Origin of the sequence: Tsukamurella sp. NPDC003166, from assembly GCF_040611135.1 — a bacterium.
Lineage (GTDB): Bacteria > Actinomycetota > Actinomycetes > Mycobacteriales > Mycobacteriaceae > Tsukamurella.
On record NZ_JBEXNL010000003.1, the window covers coordinates 259,843 to 284,747 of the forward strand.

The following is a 24,905-nucleotide window of genomic DNA, read 5'->3' on the forward strand; positions in this document are numbered from 1 at the left end:
GAAGAGAGTCGCACGGAACGAAAGGAATTCGCATGGACACTGCTGCGTTCGAGAACTGGGAATCGGAAGTCCGTGGGTACTGCAGGAACTTCCCGACCGTCTTCGCCTCCGCGTCCAACGCGCGGCAGGTGGACGAGGCCGGGACGAGCTACATCGACTTCTTCGCGGGCGCCGGCGTGCTCAACTTCGGGCACAACAACCCGAACATGAAGCGCGCCATGATCGATTTCCTCGAGGCCGACGGCGTGGCGCACAGCCTTGACACCTACACGACCACCAAGCGCGACTTCCTCACCCGCTTCCACGACGTGATCCTCGCGCCGCGCGGCATGGATCACCGCATGCAGTTCACGGGACCGACCGGCACGAACGCGGTGGAGGCGGCGCTCAAGCTGGCCCGCCTCGCGACGGGCCGGCGCGAGGTGGTGGCCTTCAGCCACGGCTTCCACGGCATGACGCTGGGGGCGCTCGCCGCGACGGCGAACGAGGCTTTCCGGCAGTGGGCCGGTGTGCCGCTGCGCGATGTGGTGCGGCTGCCCTTCGAGACCGCGCCCGGCGGGAAGACCGCGCTCGCCGACTACGCCGCCGCCCTGGCGGATCCGTCGAGCGGGTACACCCCGCCCGCCGCCTTCCTGGTGGAGGCGGTGCAGGCCGAGGGCGGCGTGAACGTCGCGAGCCCCGACTGGCTGCACGCGGTGCAGGACCTCGCGCGCACGACCGGCGCACTCTTCATCATCGACGACATCCAGGCCGGTTGCGGCCGCACCGGCAGCTACTTCAGCTTCGACGGCTACGGCCTCGACCCCGACGTGATCACCCTGGCCAAGGGCCTCGGCGGCTACGGCACGCCGATTGCCATGAACCTCAACAAGCCCGCCGTCGACGCGCACTGGTCGCCCGGCGCGCACACCGGCACCTTCCGCGGCCAGGGCCTGTCGATGGTGGCGGGCACCGTCGCCCTGGACTACTTCGCCGACGACGAGCTGATGGATGCGGTCCGGGCGAAGGGCGAGACGATGCGTGAGCGGCTCGCGACGATCGCGGCGGCGAACCCGGACCGGGACTGGGAGGTGCGGGGAAAGGGCATGATGCAGGCGCTGGACACGGGCGACGGCGGTTTCGCCAAGGCCGTGCAGAAGGCGTGCTTCGACGCCGGCCTGCTCATCGGCCCCTGCGGCAGCGGCGGTCGAGTACTCAAACTCATTCCACCGCTGACGATCCCCGACGAGGACCTCGCCGCAGGCATGGACATCCTGGAGGCGGCCGTGACGGAGGTGGCGCGATGAGGCGGCGCGACGACATGACCTTCCCGCCGGAGGAGTACGAGCGGCGGCTGACGGAGCTGCGCGAGCGGATGGACAAGCGCGGTCTCGACGCGGTGGTCATCACCGACCCCGAGAACCTGATGTACCTCACCGACTACCAGACCACCGGCTACTCCTTCTTCCAGGCGCTCGTGGTGCCGCTCGACGAGGAGCCGGTGATGATCACCCGCGCGATGGAGGAGTCCAACGTGATCGCGCGGACCTGGGTCGAGCGCACCCGACCCTACCCCGACACGGGCGACGCCATCCAGGAGCTGGTGCTCACGCTCAAGGAGGGCGGCCTCGGGACCAAGCGGGTGGGCTACGAGCGCAACAGCTACTTCTTCCCCGCGTACCAACAGGACCGGGTGCACACGTCCTTCCAGCAGGGCGTGCTCATGGACTGCTTCGGGATCGTCGAGGCGGGGCGGGCCACCAAGTCCGACGCCGAGATCGCGGTGATGCGCAAGGCCGCCCGCGCCGCGGAGGCCGGCATGGCCGCCGGGCTGGAGGCGGCGGTCCCCGGGAACACGGAGAACGACGTGGCGGCGGCGATCAGTGCCGCGATGTTCCGGGCCGGCGGCGAGTTCCCCGCCGTCATGCCCTACGTCGCCTCGGGCCCGAGGTCGATGATCGGCCACGCGACGTGGGAGGGCCGCACCATCGAGCCGGGCGAGCACGTCTTCCTCGAGGTGGGCGGCTGTTACCGCCGGTACCACGCCGCGCTCATGCGCACCGCGGTCAACGGCGAGCTCTCGCCCACCATGTACGAGGCGCAGGAGAAGATGAAGCTGGCCCTCTCCGAGCTGAAATCGCTGATGCGGCCGGGTATGACGGTGTCCGACGCCGACTCGCTGGTCCGGCGGATCATCTCCGACAACACCGTCGGCGCGCGGCTGATCACCCGGTCGGGCTACTCCATCGGGATCGCCTTCCCGCCGTCGTGGGACGAGGGCTACATCCTCAGCCTCAACCCGGGCGACTTCACCGCGCTGGAGCCGGGCATGACCTTCCACGTGATCCCGTGGATGTGGGGCGTCGACGGGGACAAGACCGTCGGCATCTCGGACACGATCCGGATCACCGACGACGGTTGCGAGTCCTTCTTCACGCTCGACGAGGACTTCGCCGTGCACGACGGCGCCGGTTCGGGTCCCGCGGTCAACGGCGCCGCGATCGATCCAGGGCCACAGCAGGAGACGACCGAGGCGGAGGTGCTGCCATGACCACGATGCTGACCGCGATCGACCCGTCGACCGGCGAACCGATCCGGGAGGTGCCGGCCGCGGGCCCCGTCGAGATCGAGACGACGCTCGAGCGCGCCGAGACGGCGTATCACGACTGGCGGCGGGCGGGCTTCGCCGAGCGGGCGCACCTCCTGCGTGCGGTGGGCGCCGAACTGCGCCGGGGCGTCGAGGACTACGCCTACGTGATGACCGAGGAGATGGGCAAGCCCATCACCGAGGCGCGGGGCGAGGTGCTCAAGGCGGCGTGGGCCGCCGAGCACTACGCCGAGCACGGCGAGCAGTACCTCGCGGCCGAGTCCGTCGAATCCGACGCCACCTCCAGCTATGTGCAGTACCTGCCGATCGGCCCGGTCCTCGGCGTGCTGCCGTGGAACGCCCCGTTCTGGTTGGCTTTCCGGTTCTGCGCGCCCGCGCTCATGGCGGGGAACACCGCCGTCATGAAGCACGACCCGCACGTCCCCGGCTGTGCCGCCGCCATCGCCGGCGCGTTCCGGGCCGTCGGTGCGCCGGACGGCGTCTTCGCCTCGCTCCCGGTGGCGACGCCCGACGTGGCCGGGGTGATCCGCGACCGCCGGATCCGCGCCGTCTCGTTCACCGGCTCGGACCGCGCGGGTGCCGCCGTGGCGTCGGTCGCGGCCTCGGAGATCAAGCCCGCGGTGCTGGAGCTGGGCGGCTCGGACCCGTCGATCGTGTTGGCGGACGCCGACATCGAGGCCGCAGCCGAGACTCTCGCGCTGTCCCGGATCATCAACGCCGGGCAGTCCTGCATCGCCGCCAAGCGGATCATCGTCGAGCGGCCGGTGCACGACGAGTTCGTCGAGGCGCTGCGCGCGCGGCTCGCCGCCCTGCGGATGGGCGATCCCCGGCACGACGACACCCAGGTGGGCCCGATCGCGCGGGCCGACCTGCGCGAGAACCTGCACCGCCAGGTCGTCGAGACCGTCACCGCCGGCGCGACCTGTCTGCTGGGCGGGACGGTGCCCGACAACCCGGGCTTCTACTACCCGCCCACCCTGCTGACCGGCGTGCGCCCGGGCATGGCCGCGTGCGCCGAGGAGACCTTCGGCCCCGTCGCCGCGGTGATGGCGGCGGTCGACGCCGAGCACGCCGTCGACCTCGCGAACGCCACCCCGTACGGTCTCGCCGCGAGTGTGTGGACCGACGCCGCGCGCGGCGAGGCCATGGCGCGTGAACTGGAGGCGGGACAGGTCAGCGTCAACGGCATCGTCAAGACCGACCCACGGCTGCCCAGCGGCGGGATCAAATGCTCCGGCTACGGCCGCGAGCTGGGCCGCGCCGGCATCCACGAGTTCGTCAACGCCCAGCAGGTGTGGGTGGGGCCGAAGCGGGACTGACCTGCCGGCCGCCTACTCGACGGTGACCGACTTCGCCAGATTCCTGGGGCGGTCGATGTTGAGCCCCAGGCTCAGTGCCGCGTAGTAGGCCAGCAGCTGGGTCGGGATCATCAGCAGGATCGGGTCCAGTTCGGGCTCGTTCTTGGGCACCGTCAGGGTCACCTTGGCCTCGGGCAGGTCGACGCCCGGGTTGGTGATCGCCACGATGTCGCCGCCGCGCGCCGCGATCTCGTGCAGCGCACCGATGTTGCGGTCGAGCAGCTCGTCGTCCGGCACGATCGCGACGGTCGGCATCTCCGGGCTGATCAGGGCCAGCGGGCCGTGCTTGAGCTCGGACGCCTGATAGGCCTCGGCGTGCCGGTAGCTGATCTCCTTGAACTTCTGCGCACCCTCGCGGGCCGTCGGGTAGCCCCGCACGCGGCCGATGAAGAACAGGCTGGGCGCCTCCGCGAGCAGTTTCGCGGCGTCCTCGACGTCGCCGGGGGTATCGATGATCTCGCCGATCTGCGCGGGGAGGGCCTTGAGGCCCTTGACGATCCGCGTACCGTCGGTGATCGAGAGGTCGCGGACGCGACCCAGGGCGAGCGCGAGCAGCGCGAAGCCGACGGCCATGTGGGTGTTCGCCTTGGTGGAGGCCACCGAGACCTCGGGCCCGGCGTGCAGGTAGATGCCGCCCGAGACCTCGCGCGCGATGGTCGATCCGACCACGTTGACCAGGCCGACGATGGTGCCGCCCTTGCGCTTGACCTCCTGCACCGCGAACGCGGTGTCCGCGGTCTCGCCCGACTGGCTCACCGCGACGTACAGGGTGTCCGGCTCGACGATCGGGTTGCGGTAGCGGAACTCGCTGGCGGGCTCGGCATCCGCGGGGATGCGCGCGAGCTCCTCGATGAGCGAGGCGCCCAGCTGGCCCATGTAGTAGGCGCTGCCGCAGCCGAGGATCTTGACGCGCTTGAACCGGCGCATCGCCTGCGCGTCCAGGTTCAGGCCGTCGAGCCGGGCGGTGGCGAACCGCTCGTCGAGCCGGCCGGAGAGCATCCGCTCCAGCGACGAGGGCTGCTCGGCGATCTCCTTGAGCATGAAGTGGCTGTGGTTGCCCAGCTCCAGGTCATCGGGCGAGATGTCCACGGTGGTGGCCGACTTCGCGACGGCACGATTGTCGCCGGCGTTGAACATGCGGAAGCCGGATGCGGTGACGGTGGCGCACTCGCCGTCGTCGAGGTGCACGACCTGGCTGGTGTGCCGCACGACGGCGGAGATGTCGGACGCGACGAACATCTCCTTGTCGCCCACGCCGAGGATCAGCGGCGAACCGTTGCGGGCCACGACGATCCGGTCGGGGTGGTCGGTGTCGATCACGGCCAGTGCGTAGGTGCCGCTGAGCCGGGCCAAGGTCTGCCGGACGGCGTCCTCGAGGTTGTCGGCGCCGCTCCGGGCGATGAGGTGCGCGACCGCCTCGGTGTCGGTGTCGGAGGTGAGCTCCACCCCGTCTGCCTCGAGCTCGAGGCGCAGGTCCCGGGCGTTGTCGATGATGCCGTTGTGCACCACGAAGATCCGCTCGGCGGTGTCGGCGTGCGGGTGGGCATTGGCCTCCGACGGGGCGCCGTGCGTGGCCCACCGGGTGTGGCCGATGCCGGTCTTCCCGGCGAGGCGCTTCGGCAGAGCCGCCTCGAGGTCGCGGACGCGACCCACGCTGCGCACCCGCTTGACGCCGGACGGCCCGAGGACGGCGATGCCGGCCGAATCGTATCCACGGTACTCGAGCTGAGTGAGCCCGTCGACGAGGATGTCCACGGCCGTCTGGCCACCGATGTATCCGACGATTCCGCACATGCTGGGGTGGGGCTCCTAGCTGTAGATGAGGCGGCGCAGCTGCCGCTCGGTGAGATCGGGCGCGGCGACGAGCCTGCTGCGCAGCTCGTCGGTCAGGGTCGCGAAGATCTCCGCGTTCTTCGCCCCACGGCCCTGCAGGGCGCTGTGGCGGCGGCGGACGAACTCCTCGACGGGTTCGCGGTAGTAGGCCGTGACATCGTCGATCACGCGCCCGGCCTCGGCGGCCGAGAGCCCCGTGGTCCGCGCGATGTGATCCACGAGGTCGCTGTCCGGCACGCCTCGATCTTGCGGGCTCGACGGTGCCATGTCAATTTCCTGCCCGAAATCGGGCAGGAATGTGGAACTCCGGTACCGCGAAACGATCATCGGCGCAAGATGTCAAGATTGCTTGACTCTGCGTGTCAAGGATGCTTGACTTTGAACCGTGGACGACGACGCGAACCCGGTGCGCGAGCACCGTCGGGCACGCCGGATCACGCAGGCCGAGCTGGCACAGGAGGTCGGCGTGAGCCGGCAGACCGTGGTGGCCGTGGAGAAGGGTGCCTACGCGCCCAGTGTGTACCTGGCCCTGCGGATCGCCCGCGCGCTGGAGACCACCGTCGAAGAGCTGTTCCCGATGCAGGAGGAGGAAGAACATGTCGGTCGATAGCCGGATCGAGGAATTCGCACTGGCCCCGTCGGACCCCGCCTGGGGCGACGAGCGCAACCGCGACGAGTTCTACCGGGCGAGCGCCCTGGCGAGCTTCTGGAGTGTCTACGTCTTCTTCGGCGTCGCGATGGTCGCGGCGGCGCAGGGGGCGATCCTGACGGCGCTGATCGCGCTGGTGGCACCCGGTGTCATCCAGATCGTGGTGGTGCGCTCGTACTGCCGCCGCCACGGGGTCGCGCTGAGCCGACTGACGGAGATGTTCAACCGGGGCCGCCGGCGGTGGGTCTCGCTGCTGACCACGCTGCCGATGATCGCGGTGACCTTCCTGCTGCTGGCGCTGCACCTGGGCGGGGCCGCGGACCGAACGAGCACGCTCCTGGGCGCGCTCGCCGGCGGCGCGGTGGGCGCGGCCCTCGCGGCGCTCGGGGCGCGCCTGCTCCTTCGCCGTGAGCGCCGGGACGAGCAGCTCGCGTCGCTCGAGGACGATGTTTTCGACTGATTCGGTATCCTCAACCTCTGTGACCACCTCAGACGCCCCGGCCCCGGGCGAGCAGCAGGACCATCAGGCCCTCAAGACGCAGCTCGTGCGGTTCGTCCTGACCGGTGGCCTGGCGGCGATCGTGGATTTCGGCCTCACGCTGCTCCTCGGCAAGTTCCTCGGCCTCGATGAGGCCCTCGCCAAGACAATCGGCTTCATCTGCGGAACCACCACCGCGTACCTGCTCAACCGCCGCTGGACCTTCAAGGCCGAGCCGTCGACCAAGCGGCTGATCGCGGTGTGGGTCCTGTACGTCGCGATGTACGGCGTGCAGCTGGGGCTGTACATGGCGTTCTTCACGCTCTTCCCGCCGCCAGAGGACGGGATAGGGAGCTATGTCAACCGTCTCGTCGCCTTCGTGATCGCTCAGGGCACCGCGACCGTGGTGAATTTCATCGTGCAGCGCACGGTGATCTTCCGGTTGATGTGAGGCGGTTCCATCCCTGGGCGTTCGCGCTCGGCGGCGTCCTGCTGTCGCTGTGGCACGGCGGGCGCCCCTCGGTGTGGTTCGACGAGCTCGCCACGGCGTCCGCGATCGACCGCTCACCGGGCGAGCTGTGGCACCTGCTGACGAACATCGACGCGGTGCACGGCCTCTACTACTGGTGCGTGCGCGCCTTCTCCCTGGTGTTCGGCATGGACGAGACAGCGTTGCGGGCCTTCTCCGCGCTCGGCGTCGGCGCGGCCACTGCGGCCTGCTACGTCCTCGCCCGCCGGCTCGGCGGCGACGTCTTCGCACTGGTCGCGGGGATCATCGCGCTGATCCTTCCCCGGATCACCTGGGCCGGCGTCGAGGCTCGCTCGTACTCCTGGGTGATCGCCTCCGCGGCACTCGTCCTGATCGCGGCGCACCGCGCGTCGTCGTCGGACGGTGCGCCCGGTGCCGCGTCGTCGGGCGCAGCCGGCACGCGGTGGGCCTGGTTCGGGTACGGCGCGGCGCTGCTCCTCGCGACGGTGCTGTTCCTCTACTCCGCGACCCTGGCCCTGGCGGTGCTCGCGGTGCTGGCGACGGACCCCCGGACGCGTACGCGCGCCGTCCTGCGGCCCGCCGCGATCGCCTCGGTCGGTGCGATCGCGGCGGCGAGCCCGGTGGCGATCCTCGCGGCCACCCAGCGCGATCAGGTGTCGTGGCTGCGCTGGCCGGGGTGGCGGATCTTCCAGAACGTGCTGGTCGATCAGTGGTTCGACCATTCCTACGCCTTCGCCGCGGCCGCGTGGCCGGTGATCGCCGTCGCTGCGGTCCTGTGGTGGCGTCGCGGCGTCGCCGGCCCCTCGCGGACCGCGGGGGCGGCACCGTCGGACCTGAGACCCGCGCTGCGCTACGGACTGGCGGGCGCGCTGGTGCCCCTCGCGGCGATCCTGCTGGTCTCGCCGGTCGTGCCCTCGTACGTGGGGCGGTACGTGAGCTTCACGGTGCCCGGCGTGGTGCTGGTGCTCGCCGCCGCGGTCACGACGGTGGCGCGCGCTCTGCCGCGCCCGCGGGCGGCGGGCGCTGTGGTGCTGGTCGCGCTCACGGCGGCCGCGATCCCGGGGTACCTGTGGCAGCACAGCCCGCTGTCGAAGCCGGGCGGCAGCGATTTCAGCTACGCGGCGCGGTACATCCGCGACAACGCGAGGCCGGGTGACTGCGTGTTCTTCCAGGTGCAGCCGAGCTGGGCGTGGCCCTCGCTGCGGATCGCGTACGACGGCCTGCCCGGGATGTTCGACGGTCTGCGGGACATGGGCGACGACGGGAACCGGCGCACCGAGGGCGCGCTCTGGGACAAGGAGAAGGGTGTCAACCAGTGGGCCTCGTGGGCCGCTGACAACTGCACGGCCGCATGGGTTCTCACTGATGCGGACCGGCCGGAGGCGGACTTCCGGCAGGAGAACGGGAACCTCTGGTGGACCTTCCGGCCCTTCCAGTTCATGGGGACCGACATGCAGGTCTCGCTGGACGACGGCGGCCTCGCGGTCGTTCATCAGGAGCAGTTCCACATCCTGCAGGTGGTTCATCTGGTGCAGCCGGAGGCGTCGTCGGGGCCGGTCCCGCCTCCTTTGCCGCGGCACACCCACCACTCCTACTGGTGAATCCGTGCTGACGGATCAGCAGGCTCACGTGATCGCGTCCGAATGTCCGGTCATTTCTTCTCATGATCATGAGTGGAAACGACCGAACAACTGGGATGGGCGGCGCTGTTCACGACACGATGCTGTGCGCGACGCGACCACTGATCGCTTCGGCGAGCAGGGTGACCACGCCCTCGGGATCGTCGGTCAGGTGGTGCCACGAGAAATGGAGAACCGCCCAGCCGGCGGTGCTCAGGGCGTTGGCCTTGTCCTGGTCGCTCATCCAACGGGCGCGCGACCGGTGAAAGGCCCACCCGTTGATCTCCACCGCGAGCCGGATCTCGGGGAACGCGAAGTCGATCCGCCACCCGCGGAAGGTGAGCTGTGTGGTCCACCCGGTGATCTCGTGCAGACGCAGTAGGGCCGCGAAGATCCGCTCGGCCTCGGACTCCGTGTCGCCCGACGCGATCTCGTAGACCGCCCGCGCGGCGGCGATCCCCTTGGCGTTTGCGTTCCGGTCCAGGGCATCCCCGAGATCCTCGAGCGTCACATCGCTCTGCTGCAGGGCGCGGTCCATCACCTTCGCGTCGGCCATCTCGAGCACGCTGAGCGCCTTCGAGGTGACGGACACTCCATCGACCTCCGTGATATCGGACGCGGGGAGAGCGCGGCGACGCGTCCTGATGACGTAACCGTAGGTCGCGCGCAGCCGCCGCTCGATCGGCACCGTCACGCCGATCTCCGCGGGTGGTTCCGTGATCATGCCGTGCCAGAACAGAGCGGTCGCACGATCGGCGACACCCCCGGACAGCAGGCCGGCGACCCGGATCGCCGTTCGATCGGTGTGTGGGTGGTGCTTGGTGCGGAAGACGCCGCGCCCGATCAGGGTCACCTCATCCAGATCGACGCGGCTGGCGATCATCGAATCGCTCACCCCCGCGGCGTTCAACTGCTGCCGCGTGGCCACGCCGTCCTGTGCCGCGAACACCAGCGCAGCATTCCTCCACATACCTATTGGACGCACCAACTCGGCGTGCGGTTCCAGGCGCGCGGAGTCCGGTCATTCCTTCTCATGATCATGAGTGGAAACGACCGAACATCTTCCGGACGTCGTCAGTCCTTGGGCAGCTCGCGCTTGACCATCTTGCCGGTGGGGTTGCGCGGCAGGCGATTGAGGTAGACGACATCGCGCGGGACCTTGAAGCGCGCCAGGTTCGCGCGGACGAAGTCCTTGAGCTCCTTGGTGAGTTCCTCGACGGCGTCGTCGTCGCTCGGCGTGCCGCCCTCGATCACCACGAAAGCGCGCAGGCGCTGGCCGAACTCGGGATCGGGCACGCCGATCACCGCGGCCTCGACCACGTCACTGCGGGTGACCAGCAGGTTCTCGACCTCGAGCGGGTAGACGTTCTCGCCGCCCGAGACGATCATGTCGTCGTCCCGGCCGTCGATGTGCAGCAGGCCGTGCTCGTCCCAGTGGCCCATGTCGCCCGACGAGAGGTGGCCGTCGATGATCTGCTTCGTGCGCCCGTCGCTGTAACCCTCGAACGGCGCGCCGGCGCGGACGAACACGCGGCCGCGCTTGCCGATGCCCTCGACCAAGCGATCGTTCTCGTCGTAGAGGCGCACCGTCGTCAGCACCGGGGGCTTGCCGACGGTGCCGGGCGCCGCGCGCAGGTTCCGCGGCGTGGCGACGGTGGCGACGGCGACCTCGGTCGAGCCGTACACGTTGTAGAGCACGTCACCGAAGACGTCCTGGAACTTCTCCGACAGCTCGGGGGAGACGGCGGACCCGGCCACGACGACCGCCTTCAGGCAGCTGGTGTCGTACTTGGCGATGGTCTCGGCCGGCAGGCTCAGCATGCGGGTGAGCATGGTGGGTACGGCGACCAGCATGTCGGCGCGGTTGTCGGCGACCAGCTTGAGCGTGTTCTCCGGGTCGAAGCGGCGCATCGTCACGGTCGTGCAGCCGACGGACATTCCGGCGGACCACATGGCGAAGCCCGTCGAGTGGAAGATCGGCGACGCGATGACGATCGTGCCGCGCCGCCGGAACGGGATGCGGTCCACGAGCATCGCGGTGGCGAGCGAGGGCACCTTGCTGCGGGTGGCGCCCTTCGGCAGGCCGGTCGTGCCGGAGGTCAGGATGATGAAGCCGCCCTGCTTCTCGGGCGGCGGGACGCGCTTGGCGTCGCGGCCGGCGGCGAGCTGGTCGATCGTCTGCGCGCCCTCGGGGACCGCGTCAGCCTCGTCGACCCAGGTCAGGTAGCGGGGCATGTCCTCGGGCAGTGCGTCGAGCAGGCCCGTGAACTCGCTGTCGTGGAACACCGCCTGTACCTTCTCGCGCGCGCAGACCTCCGCGAACTGAGGCTTGGCGAAGCCGGTGTTCATCATGGCCAGGCGCATGCCGGCGCGGGCCGCGGCGCTGATGATCAGCAGCAGGCCGCGGTGGTCGCGGGCGAGAACGGCGATCACGTCGCCGGACGTGAGGCCGCTCGCGCGCAGGCCCCGGGCGAGCGCGTTCGACTGGGCCTCGTACTGCGCATAGGTCAGCGCGCCGCGCTCGTCGACGATGGCGGTGCGATCGGGACTCTCCGCCGCCCCCTTGATAACCAGCGCGGCCTGCGGGCCGTACTGCCGGTTGTAGCCGAGGGCGCGCAGCGCGACATCGGGCCGGGCGGGATCGACGACCCGCCGCTGCAGCATGCGCGTGAGGGCACGGCCCTGTGCGAACAGATCGGAGACCAGGCTCGTTTCCATGTCGACGATGATAGGCGCACCGCTCGCGGTCTGTTGAGGGGGCTTCAATAGTGGCTCGGACGACCGTGCGCGCCCCGGTTCAGGACCTGGTCAGGGGCGGGTGAACCGCTCGGCGCGCCCCAGCTTGCGCAGCCGCAGCCACTCCCGGAATCCCGCGACATCGCGCTGTTGCACCAGGAAGAACCAGCCGAACCGCGCCCACTCCTGCGGGATGAGCTTGCGCATGCCCGGCTGCGACTGCAGGTAGCCGCGGTTGCGATAGGTGAAGAAGCGTTTGGTCTCGTTGTCGGGGTACTGGGTGTGCATGCGTCCGCCGAGGATCGGCCGGAACTCGTCGGAGCCGTTGGGGTGCAGGTAGGCGGTGGTCAGGCAGGTGCCGAAGGGCAGGCCCGAGCGCACCAGCCGCCGGTGGATCTCCACCTCGTCGCCGCGGATGAACAGCCGCAGGTCCGGCACGCCGACCGCCGCGACGGTGTCCTTGCGGAACAGCGCGCCGTTGAACAGGGACGCGATCCCCATCAGGACGTCGTCCGACGGTGCGCCGGGGTCGATCAGCTCGGACCGCTCGCGTCGCCAGACCAGGCCGCGGCGCAGGGGGAAGGCCAGGGTCTCCGGGTCGTCGATGGTGGCGACCACGGGGGAGACCTCCGCCAGCCCGTGCCGCTCGGCGGCCTCGAGCAGCGTCGCGAGGACTCGCGGGCCCTCGGGGCGGCCGTCGTCGTCGGCGAGCCAGATCCAGTCCGCGCCCATCGCGAGCGCGTGCAGCATGCCGAGGGCGAAGCCGCCGGCGCCGCCGAGATTGAACTCGGAGGGGAGGTACACGCCGTTCGGCAGCGCCGTCACCAATGCCTCGACCGCGGCCTGGTTCGCGTTGTCCACGACGACGATCGCGTCCACCGGACGCGTCTGCGCGGCCAGGACCTCGAGAGATTTCGCCAGTAGCTCCGCACGGTCGTGCGTGACGACGACCGCGACCACCGCCTCGTGGTCGGCGCCGAACTGCAGGATCCCGGTCGCCCGCGCCGCCGGGCCGATGGCCCGGTCACCGTCTGGCCCGGGGACGGGCGCGGGCGTGCCGGGCGAGGTGTCAGTCATCTTCGGCCTCGAGCATGTCGAGCACCTTGCGGACCTGGGCTCCGGCATCGGGGCCCTCGTACGCGGTCACGACCTCCTCGATCCCGCCCTCCTGGCGGATCTGCCCGTGATCGATCCACATGGCCCGGTCGCAGAGCTGCGCCAGGAACTCGTTCGAGTGCGAGGCGAAGACGAGGATGCCGGACCGCTCGACCAGCGCCTGCAGGCGCTTGCGGGCCTTGCGCATGAAATCCGCGTCGACGGCGCCGATGCCCTCGTCGAGCAGCAGGATCTCGGGGTCGATCGAGGTGACCACGCCCAGCGCGATCCGTACGCGCATGCCCGTCGAGTAGGTGCGCAGGGGCATGGAGAGGTAGTCGCCGAGCTCGGTGAACTCGGCGATCTCGTCGGCCTTGCGCATCATCGACTTGCGGGTCTGGCCCAGGAACAGGCCGCGGATGATGATGTTCTCCATCCCGGAGATCTCGGGGTCCATGCCCACGCCCAGGTCGAAGACGGGCGCGACGCGGCCCTTGACCACCGCGGTGCCGCGGGTCGGCTCGTAGATGCCGGACAGCAGGCGCAGCAGCGTCGACTTGCCGGCGCCGTTGTGGCCGACGAGGCCGACCCGGTCGCCCTCGTCGAGGCTCATCGTGATGTCGCGCAGGGCTTCGACGACGACCACCTTGTCGTCGGCCATCACCTTGCCGCCCGCGGAGCCCATGACGGCGCGCTTGAGCGAGCGCGATTTCGCATCGAACACCGGGAAGTCGACGCAGGCTCCCTGCGTCCGGATCGAAACGGTCATCTCACACCCAATACGCGACTCGGGAACGGAACTGCTTCATCAACAGCAGGGTCAGCGCCATGCCGACCACGGTGCAGCCCAGCACGACGTACCAGTGCTGCGGGTCGAAGGGCTTGCCGAGCAGCGGCCCGCGCACCAACTCGAGGTAGTGGTAGAGCGGGTTCAGCTTCACCAGCTGGGCGCGCTCGCTGTTGCCGCCGGGCACGGTGTCGAGCGTCCACACGACCGGGGTCACGTAGAACAGCAGCTGGGTGAGCGCGGTGAGCAGCGGCGAGATGTCGCGGAACCGGGTCGCCAGGATTCCGAAGAACATCGCCACCCACACGGCGGTGATCGCGAGCATCGCGATCGCCGGGATGATGCTGAGCTGGCTCCACGACCAGTGCTTCGGCGGGAAGATCGCCAGCACGATGACCATGATGATCGCGTTGTGGGCCAGGAACAGCAGCTGCCGCCACACCAGTCGGTACACGTGCACCGACAGCGGTGCCGGCAGCTGTTTGATCAGCCCCTCGTTGGCGATGAACACCTCGGAGCCGTCGATGATCGAGTTCTGGATGAAGCTCCAGAGGATGAATCCGACGGTCAGCTGGGGCAGCAGGACCGCGACGTCCGCCTTGAGCAGCACCGACCAGAGCAGCGCCAGCGCGCCGGCGGTGACGCCGGTGGCGATGGTGATCCAGAACGGGCCGATGACGGAGCGGCGGTAACGCTGCTTGATGTCCTGCCAGCCCAGTTCGAGCCACAGCTCGCGGTGCACGACGGCACCGTCGACGAGGTCCCGGATCGCGCGTTTGAAGGTGCGCGAGTCCGAGACGAGGGGCGCCGACTGGGAGGCGGCGGGGCTATCGACGGGCACGATTCTGAAGGGTACCCGTCGTCCGCCGCGGACCCCGGCAGGTCGACGGTGCCCGCCCGCCCGGGCCCGGCACCGGCGACGTCACAGGTATTGGCCGTGGCCCGTCTGCGACTCCGGTCCCGGCGTCATCCCGGGCGGCAACGCGCCCTGGCGCATCTGCTCGAGCTGCGCCCGCGCCGCCATCTGCTGCGCGAACAGCGCGGTCTGGATGCCGTGGAAGAGGCCCTCCAGCCAGCCGACGAGCTGGGCCTGCGCGATCCGCAGCTCGGCGTCCGACGGGGTCGACTCGTCGGTGAAGGGCAGCGCGAGCCGCTCGAGCTCGGCCTGCAGGTCGGGGGAGAGCCCGTCCTCGAGTTCCTTGATCGACGTGCGGTGGATGTCCTTGAGCCGGGCGCGGCTGGCGTCGTCGAGCGGCGCGGCGCGCACCTCCTCGAGGAGCTGCTTGATCATGGTGCCGATCCGCATCACCTTCGCCGGCTGCTCGACCATGCCGTGCAGTTCCTCGGCCGCGCTGTCGGCACCGTCCGTCGCGGCGGACGCACCGTCGTCGGTCCCGGCAGGGATGATCTCCACCTCGTTGCGATCACTCATAGCACCATTCTGGCAGCTCGACGCGGGCGGCCCACGGAGTCGTCGGTGGGGCGGTGTAACCTGCGTGCCAGTGAACACGTTCTCAGAGAGCCAGGGTGCACCCGGCCGGGCTTCGACTGCGGTTGCGGTATCCGCATTCGACGTTGCCCGCGTCCGGGGGCTCTATCCTGCGCTGGGAGACGGCTGGATCCACTTCGATCCGCAGGCAGGTGCCCAGATCCCCGGCGCGGTGTCGTCGGCGGTGGCCAATGCCTTCCGCGGGTTCGTGAGCAACCCGCACGGTGTGTACGCCGGGGCGGCCCACACGCGGGGGATCGTTCAGGCGGCCCGCACCGCGGTGGCCGATCTCGTGAACGGCAAGCCCGAGGGTGTGGTCCTGGGCCCCTCGCGGGAGCAGTTGCTCGTCTCGTTGGCGGAATCGCTGAGCGCCCGGCTCGGGCTCGGCGCGGAGATCGTGCTGTGCCGCCTCGACGACGATGCGAATCAGGCCCCCTGGCTCCGTGTCGCAGACCGGGGCGGCGGCCGGGTGAAGTGGGTCGAGGCCGATATCGAGACCGGTGAGGTCCCGGAGTGGCAGTTCGAGGAGCTCGTGAGCCCGGCCACCTCGGTGGTCGCGGTCCCGCTCGCTTCGTCCACCATCGGCACCGTCATCGACGTGGCCGCGGCGGCGAAGGCCGCGCACCGGGTGGGCGCCCTCCTCGTTGTCGACGCGACGAGCGCGGCGCCCTACGAGCTGCTCGACATCGAGCGCCTCGGGGCCGATGTGCTGCTGGTCAGTGCCAATCGTTGGGGCGGCCCGCAGGTCGCGGCGATGGCCTTCCGTGATCCATCCATCTTCAGCCGCCTGCGTGCGGTCAACCCGGACCGCAGTGCGATGGGCCCCGAACGGTTCGAGCTGGGCGAGCACCAGTACGCGATGCTCGCCGGCCTGATCGCGTCGATCGATCACCTCGCTGGGCTGGACGAGTCTTCGGTGGGCACCCGGCGGGATCGCCTCGAGCATTCCATGTTCGGCCTGCGCCAGTACCAGCAGCGGCTCCTGTTCTACTTGCTCAACTCGCTGGCCTCCGCACCGCAGGTGGCCATCATCGGCCGCGCGGAGCGCCGGGTGCCGACGGTGTCGTTCACGCTGCCGGGGGTGCCGGCGGCGAAGGCGGCCAAGCGCCTCGCCGACAACGGCGTGTGTGCGCTGTCGAACGTGCCCAGCCGGTACTTCGCCGGGCTGGGCGTGCCCGAGTACGGGGGCGCGGTCACCGTCGGCCTGGGCCCGTACTCCACCCCGTACGACGTGGATCAACTGGTCCGCGCGCTCGCCTCCCTGGGCTGACGGGTGGCCCCGTCGGCACTCGCCGCCGCATTCGGGGCGGGAATCGTCGCCGGCCTGGGTGTCGTTCTGCCGCTCGGGGCGATCGGCATCATGCTCCTGCACGAGGGGGCCTCGAAGGGGCGTCGCCGCGCGGTGCCGGCCGCGGCCGGTGTCGGTACGGCGGACCTGTTGTTCGCGGTGCTCGCCCTCGCCGCGGGCACCGCGCTGGCGCCGATCGTCGAGCGGTGGGGCCGGTGGCCCGCCGCGGTCGGCGGCCTCCTCCTGCTCGCCGTCGCGGTTCTCATGGTGCGCAAGGCCCTTCGTCCCGCGGTCCCCGGGGCCGACGGTGCCGAGACCGCCGGCGGGGCGACGGGCTGGGCCCGGTACGCGATGTTCTTCGGGCTGACCGTGGTCAACCCGTTCCCGCTCGTCTACTTCGGCGCGATCGCCGTCGGGCTGGGGGAGGGGCTGCATCGCCCGCCGGTCGCGGCGGCCTTCGCCGTCGGCGTGGGCATCGCCTCGCTCGGCTGGAACCTGGTGCTGATCTCGCTCGGTGCGGTCCTCCGCGCGCGCTCGACCGCGCGGATCCAGCGCGTGGTCACCGGGATCGGTGGCGGGGTCATCGCGGTGTGCGGGGTGGTCGTGCTCGTGACCACGTTCGCCTGACGGTCAGCCGATCGCGGCGCGGTACTCGTCGGACTCGAAGAACGGAGTGAGGCGGCGGCGCAACAGATCCTCGACGACGCCGCGCTCTTCGAGGGTGGCGAGTACGGGCGGGCCGAAGCGCAGCGCCTCCTCGATCATGTCCTCGCGACCCACGCCGAGCTCGGCGAGGAGCTCGTACAGCGAGGCATCGCCGTACTTGTCGAAGACGTGGTCGATGCCCTCGTCCAGGAGCGCGCGGAAGTAGTCGGTGTCGCGGAAGGTGCGCCAGAACTCGAAGATCAGCACCACCACGTCCTCGACGTCGCCGTCGGTGAGCACCCCGCGGTACTCCGCGACGGCGCTGTCGCGGTGCCGGCGCCAGAAGTCCCGGACCGCCTCGGCGAGGGTCTCGTCGCCGTCGGTGGCGACCCGGCGCAGGGCGAAGCGCACGCCGTGCCGAGCGGCGGCGTCCGCGCGCTGGCCGAGCGCCGGGAGGGCGGGACGCAGGGCCCGTGCGGCGGCCCCGGCGACGGTGCGCGTCACCGCGTTCCGGGCGAGCGCGCGGCTCGCATCGTCGGCGGCGGACGATGCCGCGGCGTGCAGGACCGAGGTCACGGCGTCCTCGGTGACCGGACTCTCGGACAACGCCTGCAGCACTCGCCGGGTCAGGTCCATCTCGGTGACGGTGCTCAGCAGTTCCTCGAAGCTGCGAGCGTCGATCACCTGGTCCAGGCGGGTGGTGTCGTTGACGGCGTGCCGGTACAGGCGGCCGGCGATCTCGCCGACGAGCTCGGGGATCGCGCCCTCGACCGGCACCTGCACGGCGTACTTCGCGGCGACCGCCTTGATCATGGCGGGCGTGACGGCCTCCGCGAGCGTGAGCTCGGACGCCACGGCCAACGCGTGATCGACCTCGTCGATGACCAGCGCGTGGTACGCGGTGTCGCGGAGTTGCTTGCGCGCGAAGGCGATCTGCGCCTCGAGGAGGCGGGCGGCGAGGTCGTCGGTCATGGGGTCAGGAGCACCTTTCCGACGGACTCGGGCGAATCGAGGAGCTCGTGCGCGGCGGCCGAGTCGGCGAGGGGCAGGCGCGCGGAGACGACGGGGCGCACGGCACCGTCGGCGACGAGGGGCCAGACCTGTTCCCGGACCGCGGCCACCACGTCGGCCTTGCTGTGCGGGCCGGTGGCGGGGCGGCCACGGAGGTTGGTGGCGCTGACCCGGCCCCGTTTGCTCAGCAGCGCACCGATGTTCAGCTCGCCCTTGACGCCGCCCTGGAGGCCGATGATCACCAGACGGCCCTGCGGGGCGAGAGCCCGGACGTTGCGGGGGAGGTACTTCGCGCCCATGATGTCGAGGATCACGTCGGCGCGATCGCGCAGGATCTCCGCGAAATCCTCGTCGTGGTAGTCGATCACGATGTCGGCGCCCAGCTCGCGGCAGCGCTGCGCCTTGTACTCCGAGCCGACGGTGACGGCCACCGTGGCGCCGAGCGCCTTGCCCAGCTGAATCGCGTGCGTGCCGATGCCGCTGCCGCCGCCGTGGATCAGGAGCGTCTCTCCGGCGCGGAGCCCGGCCTCGGTGACGATGTTGGAGTGGACGGTGCAGGCGACTTCGGGGAGCGCCGCCGCGTCGATGAGAGAGACTCCGGCGGGGACCGGCAGGCACTGCGCGGCCGGCGCGAGCGCGTACTCGGCGTAGCCGCCGCCGGCGAGGAGTGCGCAGACCTCGTCGCCGACGGCCGGGCCCTCGACCTCCGGGCCGACGGCGTCGACGGTTCCTGAGACCTCGAGGCCGAGGATCGGGCTCGCGCCGGGCGGGGGCGGGTAGAGCCCGCGGCGCTGCATCAGGTCGGCTCGGTTCACCGCGGTCGCGGCCACCGCGATCCGCACCTCACCGGGTCCGGGCTCGGGGACCGGGAGGTCGATGATCCGCAGGTCCTGTGTGGTTTCGTCGACGCCGATCGCCCTCATGGTTCATGGGTAGCACATCGGGCGCGACCCTCGCGCGGGCTGTGGTGTGCGTCCCGGCCTCGCGAGAATGCGGTCCTTCGCGCTGCCGTGTGTTACAAGTGAATGAACATTCTGTCACTTGATGCGGTGGCGAGACGGTGAGGAGAGCATGATGAACATGAAGAACAAGACCGCGTTGGTCACGGGCGGCGCCTCGGGCCTCGGCCTGGCGACGGTGACTCGTCTCGTCGCGGGCGGTGCCCGTGTCGTCGCGCTCGACCTGCCGAGCGCCGACACCTCGGCCCTCGCCGCGCTCGGCGACGCCGTGCGCTTCGCCCCCGCGGACGTGACCGACGAGGCCGCAGTGCAGGCGGCCGTCGGCCTCGCCAACGACGAGGACACACTCGCGATCGTCGTGAACTGCGCGGGCATCGGCAACGCGATCAAGACCACCGGCAAGAAGGGGCCGTTCCCGCTGGATGCCTTCTCGAAGGTCATTGCGGTCAACCTGATCGGCACGTTCAACGTGATCCGCCTCGCCGCCACTGCCATCGCCGGCAACGATCTCGACGGCGAGGAACGGGGCGTCATCGTCAACACCGCGTCGGTCGCGGCCTTCGACGGCCAGATCGGGCAGGCGGCGTACTCGGCGTCCAAGGGCGGTGTTGTGGGCATGACCCTGCCGATCGCCCGCGACCTGGCGTCCGTCGCGATCCGGGTCGTCACCATCGCGCCGGGCCTGTTCCTCACGCCGTTGCTGGGCACTCTGCCGGAGGAGGCCCGCGCATCGCTCGGCGCGCAGGTGCCGCACCCTGCGCGGCTCGGCGACCCGTCGGAGTACGCCGATCTCGTCGCCGCCATCGTGGGCAACCCGATGCTCAACGGCGAGACCATCCGCCTCGACGGCGCCATCCGCATGGCCCCGCGCTGACCGAACACCTCGAATCGAAGGAACACAGCCATGACCGACGCCGTCATCGTCGATATCGTCCGTACCCCGTCCGGGAAGGGGAAGCCCGGCGGGGCACTGCATCCCGTGCACCCCGTCGATCTGTTCGCGGGCGTCATCGCCGCCCTCGTCGAGCGTAACGCCCTCGATCCAGCCCTCGTGGAGGACGTGATCGGCGGGTGCGTGCAGCAGGTCGGGGACCAGGCCCTGAACATCGCCCGCGTCTCCGCGCTCGCCGCGGGCCTGCCGATCGAGGTGCCCGGTACCACCATCGACCGTCAATGCGGATCCTCACAGCAGGCGGCGCATTTCGCGGCGCAGGGCGTGATCGCCGGCGCCTACGACGTGGTGATCGCCGGCGGTGTCGAGTCGATGAGCCGCGTGCCGATGGGGACCAGTCCCGTCGGCGGCGCGCCGTTCGCGCCGCTCGCGGCGCGGTTCCCGAGCCTGCCGCACCAGGGCATCGGTGCCGAACTGCTCGCCGCGCGTGGCAAGTTCGACCGCGAGGCGCTCGACGCCTTCGCGGCCGAGTCGCACCGCCGAGCGGCGCGCACGCAGGCCGACGGTGGCTTCGACACCGAGATCGTCCCCGTCGTGCTGCCCGACGGTGCCGTGCACGCCGTCGACGAGACCGTGCGGGCGTCGACCACGGCTGAGAGCCTGGGCGGGCTGAAGCCGGCGTTCGCCGATCCCCGGTTCGCGGAGCGGTACCCGGAGATCGACTGGTCCATCACGCCCGGCAACTCGTCGCCGCTCACCGACGGTGCCTCCGCCGCGCTGATCATGAGCGCGGACAAGGCCGCGGCCCTGGGGCTGCGTCCGCGGGCCCGGTTCCACGCCTTCTCCGTGGTCGGATCCGACCCCGAGGTCATGCTCAGCGGCCCGATCCCCGCGACGCACAAGGTGCTCGCCCGGGCCGGGCTCCGGATCGACGACATCGACGCCTTCGAGGTCAACGAGGCCTTCGCCTCCGTGCCGATGGCCTGGGCCGCCGAGTTCGACGTCGACCCCGCGCGCCTGAACCCGCGCGGCGGCGCCATCGCCCTGGGCCACCCGCTCGGCGCCTCCGGCACGCGCTTGCTGACGACGCTGGTCAACCACCTGGAGGCCACCGGCGGCCGCTACGGCCTGCAGACGATGTGCGAGGGCAACGGCATGGCGAACGGAACGATCGTCGAGCGTCTCTGAGCGATCGTGCGCCGGCGGGTCCGGTATCGTACGGCGCAGGGAAGCGTGGCAGAGCGGCCGAATGCACTCGCCTTGAAAGCGAGCGTGGGTGAAACCACCGGGGGTTCAAATCCCTCCGCTTCCGCAGGTCAGAGGGGGTTTCGGCGCCGGAGACGGCGTCGGGACCCCGAAACCTGCCACAGTTTGCCACTTTCGCCCGGGAATGAGTTCTGGGCCTGTGTCGGCGTGTCGTCCCAGCTGACTGGTGATCACAGAAATCACCGATGGGATGGCCTTATGGCTCGACTCCCTAGCTACATCACGCGCGTCGAAGGCGTGCGTGGACCACGCTACGAGGCGCGGATCAATCATTACGCGAGAAGTCCCACCACAGGTACCGAACGTGAAGGCGACGATCACCCCTCGGGCACCACAGATCAGTTGTCACCTATTGGTGCAGCAGTGTGGTTAACGCCGCGCCTTGCCGACTGCCCGTGTCAGCAACTGAACAGTTCGGGTCGTCCCACTCGTCGTGTCCAGAAGCGGGCCTGGGTAGTACGAGACCTCGACGATTGCGTTGCCTACGAGGGAGACGCCCCAGTATTGGCGTCCCCCTGATGGAACGCGGTCTTCTACGTCGGAGGTTTCGACGATGCGGCCGAAGCTCTTTTGCCCGAGCTGAACAGGGAATGTTCGCTGCTGCTCACGGAAGCTTCCGCTAGTCACCCAGGAGGTACAGGCACGTACCCGTGATTCGTACGAAGTGAACGCGGCGGACGCTGCTTCCTTGCTGCGGAAGACGTAGGAAGCATTGTGGATGGTGTCGGGCGCAGTGCTGCTGGACCAGCGCCAACCTGCGGCTGCAGAGTCGGTCAGGTCGGGTGTCTTGAGAGTCTCGGACTGACGTAGGCACTCTGGCGCTGTTGACTCTTGCCCTGTCGTTGCATCGGGGCTTGCGTCGTCAGTTGGCTTCCAACGTCCGTCGAGCAGGTCTTCTTCGCCCAGCTGTAGGTCGTTTGCCCGCACTGCAGGGCTTCGACGCGCCGACGACGGCGCGGAGCTAGGTGCACTCGGGGATGCGGTCCTGACGTCACTGGGGCCAGGGGATGTCGTCGTGATCGCTTGCTGAGGTTCCGTCACATCTGTCGCGCAGCCAGATAACGAGAGAATCCCCAGAACTAGTACGCCAACTACGGGTGATTTTTTTCCAGTTCTCCCCACCGCTGATAGCCCCTCCAAAGTAGGTTCGCTGAGGCTACATGAGGCCATACCTGAGGCGAACTCATTCACCTGGATAGCCCGCCAAGTCGAGGAGCGCGAGAGCATGGCGCAAATCGGCGCGCACGGAGCTGCGCACGTCCGAGGCGGTCGGGTCGCCGTGCTCGATCTGATCGGGACTCACGACCACGGCCACCGACTTCCGTTGCGCGTTATCGTCACCGGAGAGTGCGCCCTCGATGCGACTCGCGAGCTCCTGGTGGAGCGCGATCTGGAATCGGTGACGATCCCCGAGGTGGCCGCGCGCGGGCGTGCACTACAGCTCCATCTACCGCAACTGGACCGACCGCGGTGTTCTGCTGCGCGATGCGCTGCTAGACCTCGTCGCAGGCGTCGTGCCGGTTCCGGACACGGGCGACCTCGAGGCGGACCTTCTCGAGCTGACCGACGGTGTACTGGACCTCTACCAGACACCGGTGGGGCGGATCCTGCTCTCGACCACGCGGTCCGCGGAGGAAGCGCTGGTGGACTTCCACAGCGCCTACTGGGATCTGCGCCTAGAGGCGCTGTCGGCGATCATCGACCGCGCGGTGGAATGCGTGAGGTGCCGCCGACCAGCGACCGTAGGCTGATCTTCGAGATGATCCTCGGGCCGATCCTCAGCCGGCAGCTGCTCCTCGGCAGCGAGCTGACCGACCTCTCGAACCGCACCATCGTCGGCCTGGTCCTCCCGGTGCTCCGGGCGCAGGGACACGACGCCGGCGCGAGCGGTGCGCGCACGGATCGTCGCGCGCGGTGACGACGGTGCGCGACCGCTGACGGATGCGAACCCGTCAGCGTCGATTCCAGAATTGATGGACCACACCGTTCGGTGTGGCCATCGACTCGATGTCGAACCGGTCGTGCACGCCGGACAGGCCCTCCCACAACGACACCCCACCACCGAGGACGATCGGCTGGATCGCGAGGTGCACGAAGTCGACGAGATCGTCCCGGAGGAAGTCGCGCACCGTCGAGGGCCCTCCACCGATGCGGACGTCCCCACCCCGGGCGAGCTCCTTCGCCTCGGCGAGGGCGTCGGCGGGGGAGGCGTCGCGGAAGTGGAAGACGGTCCCGTTCGCGAACTCGATCGGCGGGTGCGGGTGGTGACTGAGCACGATCACCGGAGTCCGGAACGGGGGTTCGTCGCCCCACCAGCCGCGCCAGGCGTCGTCGTCCCAGGGGCCCTGCTGCGGCCCGAACTTGCCGCGCCCCATGATCTCCGCGCCGACGCCCTGGCCCCAGACGCTGGTGAACACGCGGTCGGCGGTGATCGGAGCGTCGGCCCGGTCGACACCGGCGATCACTCGTCCGTCGAAGCGGGCGAACAGCTCGCCCGCGCCGCCGATCGGCTCGTCGACGGTGATCGTCCCACCGGCGGCGTAGCCGTCGATCGACACGTTCATCAGGTCGACCCGTACTCGTGCTTCTCGTGTCATGGCGCTCTCGTCTCGTCTCGTGCCGCGCCGCCGTCGGGCCCGGTCCACTCCTTCGTCGAACGGGGCGCCCCGGATTCGACACGCGGGTTCGGATTCTCCGGCGGCCTACGAAGTGAGAGTATCGAACAATGCCTGAGCAGCGTCCTGCGGAAACGCCGTCGAACCCAGCACTGGCCGCGGAGGCGCGGATCGCGCGGACGGCGGTCACGGTGTTCCCGCTTCTGGTGCTGGTGGCGGGCGTGGTCGGCTATCTCGCGCCCGGGACGTTCAAGCCGCTCGCGCCGTCGGTGCCGTACCTGCTGGGCGTGATCATGTTCTGCATGGGCCTCACGCTGACCCCGCCGGACCTGGCGTCGGTGGCGAAGCGACCGTGGGCGGTGGTGCTCGGCATCGTCGCGCACTACGTGATCATGCCGGGCGCGGGCTGGGTGATCGCGCACGCGCTGGGGCTCGAGCCGGAGCTGGCGGTGGGTGTGATCCTGGTCGGGTGCGCCCCGTCGGGGACGGCGTCGAACGTGATGGCCTTCCTGGCCAAGGGCGACGTGGCGCTGTCGGTCGCGGTCGCGAGCGTCTCCACCCTCATCGCGCCGATCGTGACGCCTCTTCTGGTGCTCTTCCTCGCCGGCTCGTACCTCCCGATCGACGCCGGCGGGATGGTGCTCGACATCGTCAAAACGGTTCTGCTGCCGGTGATCCTCGGTGTCCTGGCGCGGAAGTTCGCGAAGAGTCTTGTCGCGAAGGCGCTTCCGGTGCTCCCGTGGGCGTCCGCGATCGTCATCGCGCTGATCGTCGCGATCGTGGTGGCGGGCAGCGCGAGCAAGCTCGCCGCCGCGGGTGGCATCGTCTTCCTCGCTGTGGTGCTGCACAACGGCTTCGGGCTCGGGCTCGGCTACCTCGCCGGGAAGGTGGGACGGCTCGACGACCGGGCGCGCCGCGCGCTCGCGTTCGAGGTCGGTATGCAGAACTCCGGGCTCGCCGCGACCCTGGCCACTGCGCACTTCTCGCCGCTCGCCGCGCTGCCGTCGGCGGTGTTCTCGCTGTGGCACAACGTGTCCGGAGCGATCGTCGCCGCGTGGCTCGCACGCAGGCCGATCCGGGACTGATCGCGCCGCGGCGGGCGCGGCGC

26 protein-coding genes and 1 tRNA gene are annotated in these 24,905 nt (G+C 70.0%); 15 read left to right on the plus strand and 12 right to left on the minus strand.

From position 1 onward, the window contains the following. Positions 1-32: 32 nt before the first annotated feature. From ABZX10_RS05430 to ABZX10_RS05440, 3 genes are read left to right on the plus strand one after another with little or no spacing between them, the layout of a single operon-like run. On the plus strand, positions 33-1,286 hold the full coding sequence (locus tag ABZX10_RS05430) for an aspartate aminotransferase family protein (protein ID WP_355535413.1): 1,254 nt from the start codon (positions 33-35) through the stop codon (positions 1,284-1,286). Further along, positions 1,283-2,530 carry an ectoine hydrolase gene (gene doeA / locus ABZX10_RS05435; protein WP_355535416.1) on the plus strand — a complete coding sequence of 416 codons (1,248 nt, stop codon included), beginning with the start codon at positions 1,283-1,285 and terminating at the stop codon, positions 2,528-2,530. Before ABZX10_RS05430 ends, doeA begins: the two co-directional genes overlap by 4 nt. Then, entirely contained in the window at positions 2,527-3,906 is a 1,380-nt protein-coding gene (locus tag ABZX10_RS05440) for an aldehyde dehydrogenase family protein (protein WP_355535419.1), read from the plus strand. The genes doeA and ABZX10_RS05440 overlap by 4 nt, the downstream gene beginning before the upstream one ends. Positions 3,907-3,918: 12 nt before the next feature. Here ABZX10_RS05440 and glmS read toward each other — a convergent pair whose 3' ends face one another. Both glmS and ABZX10_RS05450 read right to left on the minus strand, forming a co-directional pair. After that, the gene (gene glmS / locus ABZX10_RS05445; protein WP_355535422.1) at positions 3,919-5,739 is read right to left on the minus strand and encodes a glutamine--fructose-6-phosphate transaminase (isomerizing); all 1,821 of its coding nucleotides are present in this window, start codon (positions 5,737-5,739) and stop codon (positions 3,919-3,921) included. A 15-nt stretch (positions 5,740-5,754) separates the two neighbouring features. After that, complete coding sequence (locus ABZX10_RS05450) at positions 5,755-6,015, minus strand: hypothetical protein (protein WP_168544760.1); 261 nt, start codon at positions 6,013-6,015, stop codon at positions 5,755-5,757. Positions 6,016-6,163: 148 nt separating this feature from the next. Here ABZX10_RS05450 and ABZX10_RS05455 point away from each other — a divergent pair, with 148 nt between their 5' ends. The 4 genes from ABZX10_RS05455 to ABZX10_RS05470 are packed head-to-tail and all read left to right on the plus strand — an operon-like array spanning position 6,164 to position 8,996. After that, positions 6,164-6,388: a helix-turn-helix transcriptional regulator gene (locus tag ABZX10_RS05455; protein ID WP_355535426.1), complete on the plus strand. Its 225-nt coding sequence runs from the start codon at positions 6,164-6,166 to the stop codon at positions 6,386-6,388. Continuing rightward, positions 6,375-6,887, plus strand: a complete 513-nt coding sequence (locus ABZX10_RS05460) for a hypothetical protein (RefSeq protein ID WP_355535429.1) — start codon at positions 6,375-6,377, stop codon at positions 6,885-6,887. Before ABZX10_RS05455 ends, ABZX10_RS05460 begins: the two co-directional genes overlap by 14 nt. Before the next feature lie 19 nt (positions 6,888-6,906). Then, positions 6,907-7,356 (plus strand): GtrA family protein, encoded by a 450-nt coding sequence (locus ABZX10_RS05465; protein ID WP_355535432.1) that lies wholly within the window; start codon positions 6,907-6,909, stop codon positions 7,354-7,356. Then, positions 7,353-8,996 (plus strand): hypothetical protein, encoded by a 1,644-nt coding sequence (locus ABZX10_RS05470; RefSeq protein ID WP_355535435.1) that lies wholly within the window; start codon positions 7,353-7,355, stop codon positions 8,994-8,996. Before ABZX10_RS05465 ends, ABZX10_RS05470 begins: the two co-directional genes overlap by 4 nt. 109 nt (positions 8,997-9,105) lie before the next feature. Here ABZX10_RS05470 and ABZX10_RS05475 read toward each other — a convergent pair whose 3' ends face one another. The 6 genes from ABZX10_RS05475 to ABZX10_RS05500 all read right to left on the minus strand — a co-directional run bounded on the left by ABZX10_RS05475 (position 9,106) and on the right by ABZX10_RS05500 (position 15,064). Then, positions 9,106-9,963 (minus strand): DUF559 domain-containing protein, encoded by an 858-nt coding sequence (locus ABZX10_RS05475; RefSeq protein ID WP_355535438.1) that lies wholly within the window; start codon positions 9,961-9,963, stop codon positions 9,106-9,108. A gap of 125 nt (positions 9,964-10,088) precedes the next feature. Continuing rightward, the gene (locus ABZX10_RS05480) at positions 10,089-11,732 is read right to left on the minus strand and encodes an acyl-CoA synthetase (RefSeq protein WP_355535441.1); all 1,644 of its coding nucleotides are present in this window, start codon (positions 11,730-11,732) and stop codon (positions 10,089-10,091) included. Positions 11,733-11,822: 90 nt separating this feature from the next. Beyond that, positions 11,823-12,827 (minus strand): glycosyltransferase family 2 protein, encoded by a 1,005-nt coding sequence (locus ABZX10_RS05485; protein ID WP_355535444.1) that lies wholly within the window; start codon positions 12,825-12,827, stop codon positions 11,823-11,825. Next, positions 12,820-13,614: an ABC transporter ATP-binding protein gene (locus ABZX10_RS05490; RefSeq protein WP_355535447.1), complete on the minus strand. Its 795-nt coding sequence runs from the start codon at positions 13,612-13,614 to the stop codon at positions 12,820-12,822. The genes ABZX10_RS05485 and ABZX10_RS05490 overlap by 8 nt, the downstream gene beginning before the upstream one ends. A gap of 1 nt (position 13,615) precedes the next feature. Next, the gene (locus ABZX10_RS05495) at positions 13,616-14,473 is read right to left on the minus strand and encodes an ABC transporter permease (RefSeq protein ID WP_355535450.1); all 858 of its coding nucleotides are present in this window, start codon (positions 14,471-14,473) and stop codon (positions 13,616-13,618) included. Positions 14,474-14,554: 81 nt separating this feature from the next. Further along, positions 14,555-15,064 (minus strand): bacterial proteasome activator family protein, encoded by a 510-nt coding sequence (locus ABZX10_RS05500; RefSeq protein ID WP_355535453.1) that lies wholly within the window; start codon positions 15,062-15,064, stop codon positions 14,555-14,557. A 70-nt stretch (positions 15,065-15,134) separates the two neighbouring features. On the opposite strand from ABZX10_RS05500, the gene ABZX10_RS05505 reads away from it, so the two are divergent. Beyond that, complete coding sequence (locus tag ABZX10_RS05505; RefSeq protein ID WP_355535456.1) at positions 15,135-16,391, plus strand: cysteine desulfurase-like protein; 1,257 nt, start codon at positions 15,135-15,137, stop codon at positions 16,389-16,391. A gap of 3 nt (positions 16,392-16,394) precedes the next feature. Then, on the plus strand, positions 16,395-17,036 hold the full coding sequence (locus ABZX10_RS05510; RefSeq protein WP_355535459.1) for a LysE family transporter: 642 nt from the start codon (positions 16,395-16,397) through the stop codon (positions 17,034-17,036). A 3-nt stretch (positions 17,037-17,039) separates the two neighbouring features. Here ABZX10_RS05510 and ABZX10_RS05515 read toward each other — a convergent pair whose 3' ends face one another. Then, entirely contained in the window at positions 17,040-18,026 is a 987-nt protein-coding gene (locus ABZX10_RS05515; RefSeq protein WP_355535462.1) for a hypothetical protein, read from the minus strand. Beyond that, entirely contained in the window at positions 18,023-18,988 is a 966-nt protein-coding gene (locus ABZX10_RS05520; RefSeq protein WP_355535465.1) for an NAD(P)H-quinone oxidoreductase, read from the minus strand. Before ABZX10_RS05520 ends, ABZX10_RS05515 begins: the two co-directional genes overlap by 4 nt. Positions 18,989-19,139: 151 nt before the next feature. Here ABZX10_RS05520 and ABZX10_RS05525 point away from each other — a divergent pair, with 151 nt between their 5' ends. The 3 genes from ABZX10_RS05525 (at position 19,140) to ABZX10_RS05535 (ending at position 21,228) form a co-directional block, all read left to right on the plus strand. Further along, positions 19,140-19,898, plus strand: coding sequence for a 3-hydroxyacyl-CoA dehydrogenase (locus tag ABZX10_RS05525; protein WP_355535468.1), 759 nt, complete (start codon positions 19,140-19,142; stop codon positions 19,896-19,898). Positions 19,899-19,928: 30 nt separating this feature from the next. Further along, complete coding sequence (locus ABZX10_RS05530; RefSeq protein WP_355535471.1) at positions 19,929-21,104, plus strand: thiolase family protein; 1,176 nt, start codon at positions 19,929-19,931, stop codon at positions 21,102-21,104. A 39-nt stretch (positions 21,105-21,143) separates the two neighbouring features. After that, positions 21,144-21,228 (plus strand) — tRNA-Ser (locus ABZX10_RS05535). A gap of 323 nt (positions 21,229-21,551) precedes the next feature. On the opposite strand, the gene ABZX10_RS05540 is transcribed toward ABZX10_RS05535, so the two are convergent. Next, positions 21,552-22,409, minus strand: a complete 858-nt coding sequence (locus tag ABZX10_RS05540) for a sensor domain-containing protein (protein WP_355535474.1) — start codon at positions 22,407-22,409, stop codon at positions 21,552-21,554. Between the two features lie 203 nt (positions 22,410-22,612). Here ABZX10_RS05540 and ABZX10_RS05545 point away from each other — a divergent pair, with 203 nt between their 5' ends. After that, positions 22,613-22,933 carry a TetR-like C-terminal domain-containing protein gene (locus ABZX10_RS05545; protein ID WP_355535477.1) on the plus strand — a complete coding sequence of 107 codons (321 nt, stop codon included), beginning with the start codon at positions 22,613-22,615 and terminating at the stop codon, positions 22,931-22,933. Further along, the gene (locus tag ABZX10_RS05550; RefSeq protein WP_355535480.1) at positions 22,906-23,100 is read left to right on the plus strand and encodes a hypothetical protein; all 195 of its coding nucleotides are present in this window, start codon (positions 22,906-22,908) and stop codon (positions 23,098-23,100) included. The genes ABZX10_RS05545 and ABZX10_RS05550 overlap by 28 nt, the downstream gene beginning before the upstream one ends. Before the next feature lie 34 nt (positions 23,101-23,134). Here the strand turns inward: ABZX10_RS05550 and ABZX10_RS05555 are convergent, their stop codons facing one another. Next, positions 23,135-23,779 carry a dihydrofolate reductase family protein gene (locus tag ABZX10_RS05555; RefSeq protein WP_355535483.1) on the minus strand — a complete coding sequence of 215 codons (645 nt, stop codon included), beginning with the start codon at positions 23,777-23,779 and terminating at the stop codon, positions 23,135-23,137. Positions 23,780-23,907: 128 nt separating this feature from the next. Between ABZX10_RS05555 and ABZX10_RS05560 the strand changes: the two genes are divergently transcribed. Then, the gene (locus ABZX10_RS05560) at positions 23,908-24,882 is read left to right on the plus strand and encodes a bile acid:sodium symporter family protein (RefSeq protein ID WP_355535486.1); all 975 of its coding nucleotides are present in this window, start codon (positions 23,908-23,910) and stop codon (positions 24,880-24,882) included. Positions 24,883-24,905: the final 23 nt, after the last annotated feature.

What these genes read in the sequence shown, in the direction of transcription:
- ABZX10_RS05430 (WP_355535413.1), top strand. Translation starts at nt 33, where the DNA reads ATGGACACTGCTGCGTTCGAGAACTGGGAATCGGAAGTCCGTGGGTAC.
- doeA (WP_355535416.1), top strand. Translation starts at nt 1,283, where the DNA reads ATGAGGCGGCGCGACGACATGACCTTCCCGCCGGAGGAGTACGAGCGG.
- ABZX10_RS05440 (WP_355535419.1), top strand. Translation starts at nt 2,527, where the DNA reads ATGACCACGATGCTGACCGCGATCGACCCGTCGACCGGCGAACCGATC.
- glmS (WP_355535422.1), bottom strand. Translation starts at nt 5,739, where the DNA reads ATGTGCGGAATCGTCGGATACATCGGTGGCCAGACGGCCGTGGACATC.
- ABZX10_RS05460 (WP_355535429.1), top strand. Translation starts at nt 6,375, where the DNA reads ATGTCGGTCGATAGCCGGATCGAGGAATTCGCACTGGCCCCGTCGGAC.
- ABZX10_RS05480 (WP_355535441.1), bottom strand. Translation starts at nt 11,732, where the DNA reads ATGGAAACGAGCCTGGTCTCCGATCTGTTCGCACAGGGCCGTGCCCTC.
- ABZX10_RS05485 (WP_355535444.1), bottom strand. Translation starts at nt 12,827, where the DNA reads ATGACTGACACCTCGCCCGGCACGCCCGCGCCCGTCCCCGGGCCAGAC.
- ABZX10_RS05490 (WP_355535447.1), bottom strand. Translation starts at nt 13,614, where the DNA reads ATGACCGTTTCGATCCGGACGCAGGGAGCCTGCGTCGACTTCCCGGTG.
- ABZX10_RS05500 (WP_355535453.1), bottom strand. Translation starts at nt 15,064, where the DNA reads ATGAGTGATCGCAACGAGGTGGAGATCATCCCTGCCGGGACCGACGAC.
- ABZX10_RS05515 (WP_355535462.1), bottom strand. Translation starts at nt 18,026, where the DNA reads ATGACCGACGACCTCGCCGCCCGCCTCCTCGAGGCGCAGATCGCCTTC.
- ABZX10_RS05520 (WP_355535465.1), bottom strand. Translation starts at nt 18,988, where the DNA reads ATGAGGGCGATCGGCGTCGACGAAACCACACAGGACCTGCGGATCATC.
- ABZX10_RS05525 (WP_355535468.1), top strand. Translation starts at nt 19,140, where the DNA reads ATGAACATGAAGAACAAGACCGCGTTGGTCACGGGCGGCGCCTCGGGC.
- ABZX10_RS05530 (WP_355535471.1), top strand. Translation starts at nt 19,929, where the DNA reads ATGACCGACGCCGTCATCGTCGATATCGTCCGTACCCCGTCCGGGAAG.
- ABZX10_RS05540 (WP_355535474.1), bottom strand. Translation starts at nt 22,409, where the DNA reads ATGCTCTCGCGCTCCTCGACTTGGCGGGCTATCCAGGTGAATGAGTTC.
- ABZX10_RS05555 (WP_355535483.1), bottom strand. Translation starts at nt 23,779, where the DNA reads ATGACACGAGAAGCACGAGTACGGGTCGACCTGATGAACGTGTCGATC.
- ABZX10_RS05560 (WP_355535486.1), top strand. Translation starts at nt 23,908, where the DNA reads ATGCCTGAGCAGCGTCCTGCGGAAACGCCGTCGAACCCAGCACTGGCC.